This window comes from Achromobacter deleyi (assembly GCF_016127315.1).
Taxonomy (GTDB): Bacteria; Pseudomonadota; Gammaproteobacteria; order Burkholderiales; family Burkholderiaceae_B; genus Achromobacter; species Achromobacter insuavis_A.
Genome location: NZ_CP065997.1, coordinates 215,282 through 227,944, shown reverse-complemented (window position 1 = coordinate 227,944; position 12,663 = coordinate 215,282). Strand labels below are relative to the sequence as shown.

General features: G+C 65.6%; 10 protein-coding genes. 8 read left to right on the top strand and 2 right to left on the bottom strand.

The genetic code is table 11. The features are described from left to right. Nucleotides 1–58 precede the first annotated feature (58 nt). A complete protein-coding gene (locus I6I07_RS00880) occupies nucleotides 59–2,281 on the bottom strand; it encodes an FUSC family protein (protein WP_198485385.1) in 2,223 nt (740 codons plus the stop codon). Between the two features lie 494 nt (nucleotides 2,282–2,775). Here I6I07_RS00880 and I6I07_RS00875 point away from each other — a divergent pair, with 494 nt between their 5' ends. The 4 genes from I6I07_RS00875 to pssA all read left to right on the top strand — a co-directional run bounded on the left by I6I07_RS00875 (nucleotide 2,776) and on the right by pssA (nucleotide 7,085). Beyond that, entirely contained in the window at nucleotides 2,776–4,491 is a 1,716-nt protein-coding gene (locus I6I07_RS00875) for an acetolactate synthase 3 catalytic subunit (RefSeq protein WP_006393280.1), read from the top strand. Nucleotides 4,492–4,501: 10 nt separating this feature from the next. Next, nucleotides 4,502–4,993, top strand: coding sequence for an acetolactate synthase small subunit (gene ilvN, locus I6I07_RS00870; RefSeq protein ID WP_006217868.1), 492 nt, complete (start codon nucleotides 4,502–4,504; stop codon nucleotides 4,991–4,993). A gap of 68 nt (nucleotides 4,994–5,061) precedes the next feature. Continuing rightward, a complete protein-coding gene (gene ilvC / locus I6I07_RS00865; RefSeq protein ID WP_198485384.1) occupies nucleotides 5,062–6,078 on the top strand; it encodes a ketol-acid reductoisomerase in 1,017 nt (338 codons plus the stop codon). A gap of 233 nt (nucleotides 6,079–6,311) precedes the next feature. Then, nucleotides 6,312–7,085: a CDP-diacylglycerol--serine O-phosphatidyltransferase gene (gene pssA / locus I6I07_RS00860; RefSeq protein ID WP_006389119.1), complete on the top strand. Its 774-nt coding sequence runs from the start codon at nucleotides 6,312–6,314 to the stop codon at nucleotides 7,083–7,085. A gap of 63 nt (nucleotides 7,086–7,148) precedes the next feature. Here the strand turns inward: pssA and I6I07_RS00855 are convergent, their stop codons facing one another. Continuing rightward, nucleotides 7,149–7,667 (bottom strand): hypothetical protein, encoded by a 519-nt coding sequence (locus tag I6I07_RS00855; protein WP_198485383.1) that lies wholly within the window; start codon nucleotides 7,665–7,667, stop codon nucleotides 7,149–7,151. A 316-nt stretch (nucleotides 7,668–7,983) separates the two neighbouring features. On the opposite strand from I6I07_RS00855, the gene rpsO reads away from it, so the two are divergent. The 4 genes from rpsO to I6I07_RS00835 all read left to right on the top strand — a co-directional run bounded on the left by rpsO (nucleotide 7,984) and on the right by I6I07_RS00835 (nucleotide 12,662). After that, nucleotides 7,984–8,253, top strand: coding sequence for a 30S ribosomal protein S15 (gene rpsO / locus I6I07_RS00850; RefSeq protein WP_006223612.1), 270 nt, complete (start codon nucleotides 7,984–7,986; stop codon nucleotides 8,251–8,253). Nucleotides 8,254–8,343: 90 nt separating this feature from the next. Continuing rightward, nucleotides 8,344–10,500: a polyribonucleotide nucleotidyltransferase gene (gene pnp / locus I6I07_RS00845; protein WP_198485382.1), complete on the top strand. Its 2,157-nt coding sequence runs from the start codon at nucleotides 8,344–8,346 to the stop codon at nucleotides 10,498–10,500. A gap of 205 nt (nucleotides 10,501–10,705) precedes the next feature. Further along, nucleotides 10,706–11,431, top strand: a complete 726-nt coding sequence (locus I6I07_RS00840; protein WP_198485381.1) for a hypothetical protein — start codon at nucleotides 10,706–10,708, stop codon at nucleotides 11,429–11,431. 13 nt (nucleotides 11,432–11,444) lie between these two features. Continuing rightward, complete coding sequence (locus I6I07_RS00835) at nucleotides 11,445–12,662, top strand: threonine ammonia-lyase (RefSeq protein WP_198485380.1); 1,218 nt, start codon at nucleotides 11,445–11,447, stop codon at nucleotides 12,660–12,662. The last annotated feature ends 1 nt before the right edge of the window (nucleotide 12,663 follow it).

Sequence of the window (12,663 nt, the reverse complement as noted above, 5' to 3'; positions counted from 1 at the left end):
AAAAGCCGGCTCCGCGAAGGGCCGGCTTTTTTTCGTTTCACGCGGCGGGGGGAACGCGTCAGGCCGGCGCCGCCACCGGCGGCGCATGTTGCGGATCGGCCAGGGCGTGCAATTCCTGGCGGATCATGTGGGTGGCCTTGAGCATCTGCTTGACCGGATAGACCAGCGCCGCCTGTTCGCCTTCGGTGTCGAACTGGGTGGGCAGGTCGGCGGGCGCCTGCGCGCGGTTCTCGTCCAGCAGGTCGACCATGCCGGCCAGCGCCCGCTGCACCGCTTCGGGCGTGGCGGGCAAGGCGGCCAGGATGGGAATGGCCGCGGTGATCTGCGAGGCCAGCACGTGGTTCTGGATCAGCAGGTTGTTCAGCTCGGGCACGCTGACCTGGTGCGACTTGGGCTCGCTCATCATGCGGTAGAAGGCCTCGGCGAAATTGCTGAAGGCGATGTGCACGTTCTTGCGCGCCAGGCGCCAGGCCAGGTCGGCGTCGGTGACCGCGGGCGTCGCGTCGGCGGCCGCGCCCACCGGCGCGCCGTGCGCCTGCATCGCTTCCACGTAGCGCATGCCGGCCACCAGGTATTCGCGGTTGGCGCGGGTGGCGGCCGCCGCCAGCGGCTTGAGGTAGCGCGCCTCCCACCACGGCAGGATGTAGCTGCACACCAGCGCCAGCGCGCAGCCGATCAGGGTGTCGATGGCGCGTTCGCCGATCACCGACATCGACACCGTGCCGGGCGAGACGAAGTGGAACACCAGCACCACGAACAGCGTGTTGAAGATGGCGCTGGCCATGTAGTTCAGCTGCACCATGCTGTTGCCCATGATGCAGGCGCCCAGCAGCACCGCGAACAGGATGGCGGGCTTGTCGGTGACGTTGAACAGCAGCAGCGCGCAGATGCAGCCGATCAGCGTGCCCATCAGGCGCCAGCCGTTGCGCTGGCGGGTCAGCGCGAAGCCCGGCTTCATGATGATGACGATGGTCAGCATGATCCAGTAGTTGTGCGCCGAGAACGCCGGCGATAGCCAGCGGCTGGCCAGCGTCATGGCGATGGCGGCGGCGGCCGTCACGCGCAGCGCGTAGCGAAAGTGCGGCGAATCCAGCCGCAGGTTGCTGGTCAGCAGGCCGACGCGGAATTCCTGGCGCGAGATGAAGCGCGTCAGCGACTTGTTGATGCGCAACACGTCGGTGGGCTTGGCGTGCGGCGAAGCGGCGGTGTGGTCGGCCAGCCGGTCGACGATGCGGGCCGAGTTGCGCAGCCGCCGCAGCACCTGCACGATCAGCGCCAGCATCTCGGGCTCGCGCTCGCCCAGGCCCTGCTGCTTGAGCTGTTCGATCTCGTATTCGATGGCGCGCAGCTCGGCCTTGGCGCTGCTGCGGTACTGCACCTTGCGGCCGCGCGACACGTCCAGCGCGATGCGGTTCAGTTCCAGCGACATCTTCACCAGCGCGTCGCGCATGAACATCAGGCAGTCGTTGCCGGCCAGCGCGCGCCGCAGCGCGGCGTAGTCGGTGTGGGTGGCCACCAGCGTATCCAGCAGCTGCAGCATGTCGACGAACATGTTCCAGATCATCACGCGCCGGCGGTCGCCCAGGCCCTTGCCACGGGGCAGGGCGCGCAGCACCATGTCGCGCGCGGCCTGGTGCTTTTCGGTCATGATGGACTGGCGCTGGATGACGTTGCGGTAGGCCTCGTCCAGGTCGGCGGTCTCGTCGTAGAAGGCGGCGCGCGCGGCGACGTAGTCGGCGGTGGCGAACAGCGCCACCGACATCGCCTGCTGTTCCTCGCGCAGCCAGAACAGCCGTGAAAATCCCAGACTGAACGCCACGTAGAACAGCGCCCCGCCCAGCGTCGCGGCGGCGTGCGCCAGCACCTCGTGCGGCTCCAGCGGCGAATGCATGGTCAGCGTCATCAGCAGCAGGCCGGCAAAGCCGATCAGGCCGCCGCGCTTGCCGAACACGGTGAGCATCGAATAGACGAAGCACTGCGCGATGACCACCAGCCAGATCAGCACGGGGTGGGTCGAGGCCAGGCCGGTGATGATGACGGTCAGCGTGCCCAGCGCCGCGCCGCCCAGCATCTCGTTGGTGCGGTGCCGCTGCGGGCCGCCGGGCTGGTCGATGATGGCCAGGCATTGCGCGCCGAAGGTGGCGACCAGGCCGGTCGCGTAGTGGCCGAACAGCCCGCCCAGCACCAGCACCGGCAACAGCATGCCCACCCCCTGGCGCACCCCTCCGAAGAAGTAGTGGCTGTAGAGGAAGCGGCGAATGCTGGCAATGCGCAGATCCATGGGCGGCGGGACTCGGTTCCAGGTGACGCGTCAAGTATAGAGAGGCTGGCGGCGTTTTAGGGGTCGGATGGTTACCAGACTTTCCCGCAGGTCGGGCGCGACTTCCGTGCAACGTCCGCGAAACCTCGATTTGCTAGCTTTGACGCAACGCGGTAAATTGCTCCACTTGCGCCGGTCTGCCTATCCGAAACCGGTGCGATGAGGCGGATGGCCAGGGTCACCTCCCAGCCATCCCGCAGCAGATACATTTGCCGTTGGCCGCGCCACAAGCGTGTGTTGCCAAGGCTTCCATTTCGACCTCCAGCGTCCCCAAGGGGCGTTAGCACTGCGTTCTGTCGAGCGTGTGCCGGGTCGGCAGGGTGTCCGGGTGGCGTGGCTCCGTGAGCCGCTAAGCGCCGGATCATGTTGCCGTAGCCGGTATGGGTTCAGTTGCCGCCGTATCCGGGCGCGCAGCAGTCAGGGTTGCAGGGCCGGTTTTGAAAGGAATGACAAACATGGAAATGAATGGCGCCGATATCGTCGTGCGCTGCCTGGCCGATGAAGGCGTGGAACACGTTTTCGGCTACCCTGGCGGCGCGGTGCTCTACATCTACGACGCGATCTTCAAGCAAGACAAATTCCAGCATATCCTGGTTCGTCACGAGCAAGCCGCCGTGCACGCGGCCGATGCCTACTCGCGCTCGTCGCAGAAGGTCGGCGTCTGCATCGTGACCAGCGGTCCGGGCGTGACCAATGCCGTCACCGGCATCGCCACCGCCTACATGGACTCCATCCCGATGGTCATCATCAGCGGGCAGGTGCCCACTGCGGCCATTGGCGAGGACGCCTTCCAGGAATGCGACACCGTCGGCATCACCCGTCCCTGCGTCAAGCACAACTTCCTGGTGCGTGACGTCAAGGACCTGGCCGAAACCATGCGCCGCGCGTTCTACATCGCGCGCACCGGCCGTCCCGGCCCGGTGCTGGTGGATATCCCCAAGGACATCACCGTCGCGCAGTGCAAGTACACCCCGCCCAAGGGCGAGATCTCGATGCGTTCCTACGCGCCCGTCAACAAGGGCCACCAGGGGCAGATCAAGAAAGCCGTGCAGATGCTGCTGGCCGCCGAGCGGCCGATGATCTACACCGGCGGCGGGGTCATCCTGTCGAACGCCGCGCCCGAGCTGAACAAGCTCGTGTCGCAACTGGGCGCGCCCTGCACCAGCACCCTGATGGGCCTGGGCGGCTTCCCCGCCAGCAGCGGCCAGTTCGTGGGCATGCCCGGTATGCACGGCACCTACGAGGCCAACATGGCGATGCAGCACTGCGACGTGCTGCTGGCCATCGGCGCCCGTTTCGACGACCGCGTGATCGGCAACCCCAAGCACTTCGCCCAGAACGCCCGCAAGATCATCCATATCGATATCGACCCGTCGTCGATTTCCAAGCGCGTGCGCGTGGACGTCCCGATCGTCGGCAACGTCAAGGATGTGCTGGCCGACCTGAGCGCGCAGTACGAGGCCGCCGCCGCCGAGCACAAGCCGGCTTCCATCGCCAAGTGGTGGGAGCAGGTCGAGACCTGGCGTGGCAAGGAATGCCTCAAGTTCGCCAATTCGGACGAAGTCATCAAGCCGCAGTACGTGGTGGAAAAGCTCTGGGAAGTGACCGGCGGCGACGCCTTCGTCACCTCCGACGTGGGCCAGCACCAGATGTGGGCGGCGCAGTACTACAAGTTCGACAAGCCGCGCCGCTGGATCAACTCCGGCGGCCTGGGCACCATGGGGGTGGGCCTGCCGTACGCCATGGGCGTGCAGATGGCCAATCCGGGTCATGACATCGCCGTGATCACCGGCGAGGCCTCGATCCAGATGAACATCCAGGAACTGTCGACCTGCGCGCAGTACCGCCTGACGCCCAAGATCGTCTGCCTGAACAACCGCTTCCTGGGCATGGTCCGGCAGTGGCAGCAGATCGACTACGGCTCGCGCTACTCCGAGTCGTACATGGATTCGCTGCCCGACTTCGTCAAGGTGGCCGAGGCCTACGGCCACGTGGGCCTGCGCATCGAGCGCCCGGCCGACGTCGAGCCGGCGCTGCGCGAAGCGTTCAAGAAGCACAAGGAGCGCCTGGTCTTCCTGGACTTCATCACCGACCGCACCGAAAACGTGTGGCCGATGGTCAAGGCCGGCCGCGGGCTGACCGAAATGCTGCTCGGCTCTGAAGACCTGTAAGGAGGCCACCATGAAGCACGTGATTTCCGTCCTCCTCGAAAACGAGCCCGGCGCGCTGTCGCGCGTGGTCGGCCTGTTCTCGGCGCGGGGCTACAACATCGAGACCCTGACCGTGGCGCCGACCGAGGATGCCACGCTGTCGCGCATGACCATCGTCACGACCGGCTCGGATGAAGTCATCGAGCAGATCACCAAGCACCTGAACCGCCTGGTGGACGTGGTCAAGGTCGTGGACCTGACCGAAGGCGCGCACATCGAGCGCGAGCTGATGCTCGTGAAGGTGCGCGCGGTCGGCAAGGAACGCGAGGAAATGAAGCGCATGGCGGACATCTTCCGCGGGCGCATCATCGATGTGACCGACAAGTCCTACACCATCGAATTGACCGGGGTGCAGGAAAAAGTACAGGCCTTCCTGGAGGCCCTGGACCGCAGTGCCATCCTTGAAACCGTACGCACCGGCGTGTCCGGCATCGGCCGCGGTGAACGGATTCTGAAGATTTGACCGGCCTTCCAGGCCAAGCCGCACCCTACATACGAACCAACGAATATCCAAGATATCTGGAGCACCCCATGAAAGTTTTCTACGACAAAGACTGCGATCTCTCCCTCATCAAAGGCAAGACCGTTGCCATCATCGGCTATGGCTCGCAAGGCCACGCGCACGCGCAGAACCTGCATGAGTCGGGCGTGAAGGTCATCGTCGGCCTGCGCAAGGGCGGCGCCTCGTGGAACAAGGCCGCCAACGCCGGCCTGGACGTCAAGGAAGTGGCGGAAGCCGTCAAGTCGGCCGACATCGTCATGATGCTGCTGCCCGACGAGAACATCGCCTCGGTCTACAACAAGGAAGTGCACGCCAACATCAAGGCGGGCGCCGCCCTGGCCTTCGCCCACGGCTTCAACGTCCACTACGGCCAGGTCGTGCCGCGTGAAGACATCGACGTCATCATGATCGCCCCGAAGGCCCCCGGCCACACGGTGCGCAACACCTACAAGCAGGGTGGCGGCGTGCCCCACCTGGTCGCGGTCTACCAGGACAAGTCGGGCGCCGCGCGTGACGTGGCCCTGTCGTACGCCAGCGCCAACGGCGGCGGCCGTGCCGGCATCATCGAAACCAACTTCCGCGAAGAAACCGAAACCGACCTGTTCGGCGAACAGGCCGTGCTGTGCGGCGGCACCGTCGAACTGATCAAGGCCGGTTTCGACACGCTGGTGGAAGCCGGCTACGCGCCCGAAATGGCGTACTTCGAGTGCCTGCACGAACTGAAGCTGATCGTCGACCTGATCTATGAAGGCGGCATCGCCAACATGAACTACTCGATCTCGAACAACGCCGAGTTCGGCGAGTACGAAACCGGCCCGAAGATCGTCACCGACGACACCCGCAAGGCCATGCGCCAGTGCCTGACGGACATCCAGACCGGCGAATACGCCAAGAAGTTCATCCTGGAAAACACCGCCGGCGCCCCGACGCTGACCTCGCGCCGCCGCATCAACGCGGAATCGCAGATCGAAGTGGTGGGCGGCAAGCTGCGCGCCATGATGCCCTGGATCGCCGCCAACAAGCTGGTGGACAAGTCCAAGAACTGATTCCGGTTTGCGCGCGGGGTTTGCGCCCCGCGCGCGCCGGCCGAAAGCGGCATGCCTCGCGAGGGCATGCCGTTTTTATTTGCGCGGAAAGTGCCCGAGGCGGGCGCGCCAGCGGGGCGCGGGCGGGTTTTTCGCGCCGGCGGGCCGGATCGTGGCGGGCATGGCCCTTGCTGCGGCCCGTTGCGGGGCCAGATGAGTTAACCTTTCAATGTCTGTCGTAAGTAATTGAGACCATGCCCAATTTTTCCATGCGCGATTCCGAGAACCGCCACCGAAGCATCTACCTGCTGCCCAACGCATTCACCACCGCGGCGTTGTTCGCGGGGTTCTATGCCGTGGTGCAGGCCATGAACAACCGCTTCGAGGTCGCCGCCATCGCCATTTTCGTGGCCATGGTGCTGGACGGCATGGACGGCCGGGTGGCCCGCCTGACCAATACCCAGTCGGCCTTCGGCGAGCAATATGACTCGCTGTCCGACATGACCTCGTTCGGCGTGGCGCCGGCGCTGGTGATGTACGAATGGATCCTGAACGACCTGGGCCGCTGGGGCTGGCTGGCGGCGTTCGTCTACGTGGCCGGGGCCGCGCTGCGCCTGGCGCGCTTCAACACCAATATCGCGGTGGTCGACAAACGCTACTTCCAGGGCCTGCCGAGCCCGGCGGCGGCGGCGCTGGTGGCCGGCTTCGTGTGGCTGGCGGTCGACAACAAGCTGCCGATCCACGACAGCGTGATGGCCTGGGTCGCGTTCACGCTGACCATGTACGCCGGCATCACCATGGTGTCCAACGCCCCGTTCTTCAGCGGCAAGAGCTTCGCCCTGGGCCGCAGCGTGCCGTTCTGGGGCATCCTGCTGGTGGTGGCGGTGTTCGTGTTCGTCTCCAGCGATCCCCCGGTGGTGCTGTTCGGCCTGTTCGTGCTGTACGGCTTTTCGGGCTGGGTCATCTGGGCCTGGCGCTGGAACCGCGCCCGCCGGCTGCAGCAGGAGCGCCGCGGCCAGTCTTCCTGAGCTGGGCCCTGGCAATGAAAAACCCGCCGGAAGGCGGGTTTTTCATTGGCGGACCGGGGCGGCTCAGCGCCACATGAAGCGGTCATCGTCGTACATCGGGTCCGGGCCCGGGTGGAAGTGGGTCAGCGAGTTGCCGTCGCGCCCCATGTAGACGTACATCAGCGAATTCCAGACGCCGTTTTCCTTGTAGCGGTAAGACCACACGATTTCGCGCTTTTCGCCCAGGCCGGCTTCCTCGATGCGGGCGGGCGGTCCGAATTCGCAGCGCACGCGATCGGGGCTCCATTGGCCTTGCTCCAGCACCTTGAAGTGGGCGTCGGTCAGCAGCGGCATGACGCGGTCGACACGGCCGTCGGCGCCGACGTTGGCGCCCCAGGCGTACTGGCCCATGGGCTGTTGCGTCCAGATCACGCGGCGGCCGCCGTTGGCCTGCGGGCATTCGAAGTTGGGCTGGCCGAACTGGGCCTGGACGTCGGCCAGGGGCGTGCCGGGGGCGACCTGGGCCAGGTTGGCACAGGCGGCCAGGCTGGCGAGGGCCGCGGCGGCCAGGGTAGTGCGGGCAAGTTTGTAATAGTTTGACATATTGTTGCTCCTGGGGCCTCCCGCCGGGATGGCGGCGCGACATCCGGCGGCGAGTCGGCGGTGCCACTGGGGTAATTCTAGCGAATCGGCTATAATCAGCGGGCTTTATCAAGTGTATTGATTTTGCACGATGCTTTGCGCCGGCAACGGGGCTGGACTGGATCGGATCGAAATGGGGCCCTGGCCTTGTTTTCCGGCATTGCCAGGGCAGTCTCGAAGCAGCAGTGAGAACGCAACAACGCTTACCGCCGGCAGCGATTTTTTCCAAACCACGTCAGGGCGCCTCGGCCCTGTCGCATGTCCGAAGAGGTCATCAATGTCCGTAGCTGACATCAAGAAATCCGATATCGTTGCGCAGTTCCAACGCGCTCAAGGCGATACCGGCTCCCCCGAAGTTCAGGTGGCTCTGCTCACCGCCCGTATCAACGAGCTGACCGGTCACTTCAAAGAACACATGAAGGACCATCACTCGCGCCGCGGTCTGCTGCGTATGGTCAGCCGTCGCCGCAAGCTGCTCGACTATCTCAAGGGCCGCAATCCCGATTCGTACCGCGCACTGATCGAAAAACTCGGTCTGCGCAAGTGATCGACGGGGCTGGCTCCCCATGACGCAACCGTGGTCGGTGCGACGCATGTCGCGACGGCCACGGTTTTTCATTTGTAAGGAATAATCGTCATGTTCAATAAAGTGACAAAATCGTTCCAGTACGGCCAGCACACGGTCGTCCTGGAAACTGGCGAAATCGCTCGCCAGGCCTCCGGCGCCGTTGTGGTGTCGATCGAGGACACCGTCGTCCTGGCCACTGTCGTGGCGTCCAAGAAGGCCAAGCCCGGCCAGACGTTCTTCCCCCTGACCGTCGACTACATCGAGAAGACCTACGCCGCGGGCCGCATCCCCGGTGGCTTCTTCAAGCGTGAAGGCAAGCCGTCCGAGAAGGAAACGCTGACCTCGCGCCTGATCGACCGTCCCCTGCGTCCGCTGTTCCCCGAAGACTTCTACAACGAAGTCCAGGTGGTCATCCACACGCTGTCGGTCAACCCCGAAATCGATCCGGACATCGCCGCCATGATCGGCGCGTCGGCCGCCCTGGCCATCTCCGGCATCCCCTTCAACGGCCCGATCGGCGCCGCCCGCGTGGGTTACATCGATGGCCAGTACGCCATCAACCCGACCGCGTCGCAGCTGAAGTCGTCGAAGCTGGACCTGGTGGTCGCCGGTACCGAAAACGCCGTGCTGATGGTGGAATCGGAAGCCGACCAGCTGTCCGAAGAAATCATGCTGGGCGGCGTGGTCTACGGCCACGAGCAGATGCAGGCCGTCATCAACGCCATCCACGAACTGGTCAAGGACGCCGGCAAGCCCGATTGGGACTGGCAAGCGCCCGCCAAGGACGAGGCCCTGATCGCCGCCGTGACCGCGGCCGCCCAGGAAGGCCTGAACGCCGCCTACCAGATCCGCGAAAAGCAGGCCCGCACCGCCAAGCTGCGCGAAGTGTCGGCTGATGTGTCGGCCAAGCTGGCCGCCGCCGCCGCCGAAAAGGGCGAGGCGCTGCCGGACGCCGTGACCGTCGACAACATCATGTTCTCGCTGGAATCGGCCATCGTCCGCGGCCAGATCCTGAACGGCGAACCGCGTATCGACGGTCGCGACACCCGCACCGTGCGTCCCATCAGCGTGCGCCTGGGCGTGCTGCCCCGCGCGCACGGCAGCGCCCTGTTCACCCGCGGTGAAACCCAGGCGCTGGTCGTGGCCACGCTGGGCACCAAGCAGGACGAGCAGATCATCGACGCGCTCATGGGCGAGTACCGTGACCGCTTCATGATGCACTACAACATGCCTCCGTTCGCCACCGGCGAAACCGGTCGCATCGGTGTGCCCAAGCGCCGCGAAATCGGCCACGGCCGCCTGGCCAAGCGCTCGCTGATTCCGCTGCTGCCGGCTCCGGAAGACTTCCAGTACACCATCCGCATCGTGTCGGAAATCACCGAGTCCAACGGCTCGTCGTCGATGGCTTCGGTCTGCGGCGGCTCGCTGGCCATGATGGACGCCGGCGTGCCGGTCAAGGATCACGTGGCCGGCGTGGCCATGGGCCTGATCCTGGACGGCGGCAAGTTCGCCGTGCTGACCGACATCCTGGGTGACGAAGATCACCTGGGCGACATGGACTTCAAGGTCGCGGGCACCGAAAACGGCGTCACCGCGCTGCAGATGGACATCAAGATCCAGGGCATCACCAAGGAAATCATGCAAGTGGCGCTGGCGCAAGCCCGCGAAGGCCGCCTGCACATCCTGGGCAAGATGAAGGAAGCGCTGGACGGTTCGCGCGGCGAGCTGTCGGCTTTCGCCCCGCGCATGCTGACCATCAAGATCAACCCCGAGAAGATCCGCGACGTGATCGGCAAGGGCGGCGCCACCATCCGCGCGCTGACCGAAGAAACCGGCACCCAGATCGACATCTCCGACGACGGCACGATCGTGATCGCCAGCGTCGACGAAGCGCAGGCCAAGGAAGCCCAGCGCCGCATCGTCGAGCTGACCGCCGACGTCGAAGTGGGCCAGGTCTACGACGGCTCGGTCCTGCGCCTGCTGGACTTCGGCGCCATCGTGCAAGTGCTGCCGGGCCGCGACGGCCTGCTGCACATCTCGGAAATCGCCAACTACCGCATCGCCAACATCAACGATGTGCTGAAGGTCGGCCAGCAAGTCCGCGTCAAGGTCATCGAGGCCGACGACAAGGGCCGCCTGCGCCTGTCCATCAAGGCAATCGGTGGCATCGAGCAGCAGCAACCCGCTGCCGAAGCGGCCCCGCAAGCGGAACCGCAAGCCGAATAAGGCCTGCCTTTCCCTGCTGAAGAACGGCGCCGCGAGGCGCCGTTTTTCTTTGGCGCGGCCCCGCGGTGATTCATCTTCTTTCGTCTTCGAATCCCTCGCATCTCCCATCTTCGCGTCCCTTACGGTAAAGTCTTGCGCGTGACACGAGCGCCGGCGCGGCATGAGCCGGCCAGGCGCCAGACAGGGGGATACGGATGGATCGAGCATGACGCGATGGCGAGCGCCGGCGGCCGCGATGCTGCTGCTCGGGCCGCTGCTGGCGGGCTGCATGTCGCCGCCGGGGCCGGGCCAAGGCTCGCCCAAGGGCGAGGGCATGTCGGCCGACCAGCTGGTCCAGACCGATTTCAACCGCACCGTCACGCTCGAGGTGCGCGACAACCTGGCCAGCCTCTACAGCCTGCTGGACAAGCTCTACCGCCGCAATCCGCGCGAATGGCGCAAGACCGGCGCGCCTGACCACGCGACCGCGGTGGCGCGGGTACGGCACGCGATCGAGGTGCGCATCCCGCCAGCCGACCTGAGCGGCCTGCACGACATCCAGATCCTGGCGGTCTCGCTCGACCCCAACTACAGCGGCGACCGGGTCGGCGCCTTCATCTACGGGCTGGCCGACACCATCATCGCCGCCCACAACGGCAAGACCCGCCTGTACGCCACCGACGCGCTCGACGGGCAGCGGGTCTACAATGCCGCACGGAACGTCGAGGCGGCGGCCTGGTTGCTGGCGTCGCGCCGCAACAATCAGGGCGAGCCGCTGCTGCTGGCCAATGAAATGTCGCCGCAGGCCACCAACCTCAGTTTCGAGCGCGAATTCGGCGCCATCATCGGCCGGCTCGACCTGATCGCCAACCTGCTCGGCGAGAATTCACGCCGTATCGGCATCAACTACGCGCAAGGCCTTTTACTCTTCAATTTCCTGCCGGTGCGCTAACGGGATTTCCATCGTGATCGATATCGCTTCCATCCAGACCGCCCGCGAAAACCTGCGCGGCCAGGTGCTCAAGACCCCGTTCACGCTGTCGCGCACGCTGTCCGACATCTTCGGCGCCGAGATCTGGCTGAAATTCGAGAACCTGCAGTTCACCGCCAGCTTCAAGGAGCGCGGCGCGCTCAACCGCATGCTGACGCTGTCGGAAGAAGAGCGCCGCGCGGGCGTGATCGCCGTGTCGGCCGGCAACCACGCGCAGGGCGTGGCCTACCATGCGCAGCGCATGGGCGTGCCGGCCGTGATCGTGATGCCGCGCTTCACGCCCACGGTGAAGGTCGCCAACACACGCCGCTTTGGCGCCGAGGTGGTGCTGGCCGGCGATACCTTCGACGACGCCAAGGCCCATGGCTACGAGCTGGCCCAGCAGCGCGGGCTGATCATGATCCATCCCTACGACGACGAAGCCGTGATCGCGGGGCAGGGCACGGTGGCGCTGGAAATGCTGGAAGACCAGCCGCAGCTGGACATGCTGGTGATCGCCATCGGCGGCGGCGGCCTGATCTCGGGCATCTCCACCGCGGCCAAGGCGCTCAAGCCCGGCATCGAGATCATCGGGGTGCAAACCGAGCGTTTTCCTGCCATGTACGCCGCGGTCAAGGGCGTGTCGATGCCGCAGGGCCAGTACACCATCGCCGAAGGCATCGCGGTGAAATCGCCGGGCGGGCTGACGCAGCCCATCGTCAGCCGGCTGGTCGACGACATCGAACTGGTCAGCGAGGCCGACATCGAGCACGCCATCGTGGTGCTGCTGGAAATCGAGAAGACCGTGGTCGAAGGCGCCGGCGCGGCCGGCCTGGCGGCCCTGCTGCGCGCGCAGGAAGCGGGCAGCGAGCGGTTCAAGGGCAAGCGCATCGGCCTGGTGCTGACGGGCGGCAATATCGACCCGCTGATGCTGGGCGAACTGATCGAGCGCGGCATGGTGCGCGCCGGCCGCCTGGCCCGCATCCGCGTCGACCTGCGCGACCTGCCGGGCGCGCTGGCGCACGCCACCAAGCTGATCGCCGACGCGCAGGCCAACATCACCGAAGTGCATCACCAGCGCGCGTTCACCTCACTGCCGGTGCGCAACGTGGAAGTCGATTTCGTGCTGCAGACGCGCGGGCCGGAGCACATCCAGGAAGTGATCGACATCCTGAACGCGGCCGGCTTCGCGGCCAGCAACCACGATCATTGAG

Coding starts and splice junctions, on each gene's coding strand:
- ilvN (WP_006217868.1), top strand. CDS start 4,502: ATGAAGCACGTGATTTCCGTCCTCCTCGAAAACGAGCCCGGCGCGCTG.
- I6I07_RS00880 (WP_198485385.1), bottom strand. CDS start 2,281: ATGGATCTGCGCATTGCCAGCATTCGCCGCTTCCTCTACAGCCACTAC.
- I6I07_RS00840 (WP_198485381.1), top strand. CDS start 10,706: ATGACGCGATGGCGAGCGCCGGCGGCCGCGATGCTGCTGCTCGGGCCG.
- ilvC (WP_198485384.1), top strand. CDS start 5,062: ATGAAAGTTTTCTACGACAAAGACTGCGATCTCTCCCTCATCAAAGGC.
- I6I07_RS00875 (WP_006393280.1), top strand. CDS start 2,776: ATGGAAATGAATGGCGCCGATATCGTCGTGCGCTGCCTGGCCGATGAA.
- I6I07_RS00855 (WP_198485383.1), bottom strand. CDS start 7,667: ATGTCAAACTATTACAAACTTGCCCGCACTACCCTGGCCGCCGCGGCC.
- pnp (WP_198485382.1), top strand. CDS start 8,344: ATGTTCAATAAAGTGACAAAATCGTTCCAGTACGGCCAGCACACGGTC.
- rpsO (WP_006223612.1), top strand. CDS start 7,984: ATGTCCGTAGCTGACATCAAGAAATCCGATATCGTTGCGCAGTTCCAA.
- pssA (WP_006389119.1), top strand. CDS start 6,312: ATGCCCAATTTTTCCATGCGCGATTCCGAGAACCGCCACCGAAGCATC.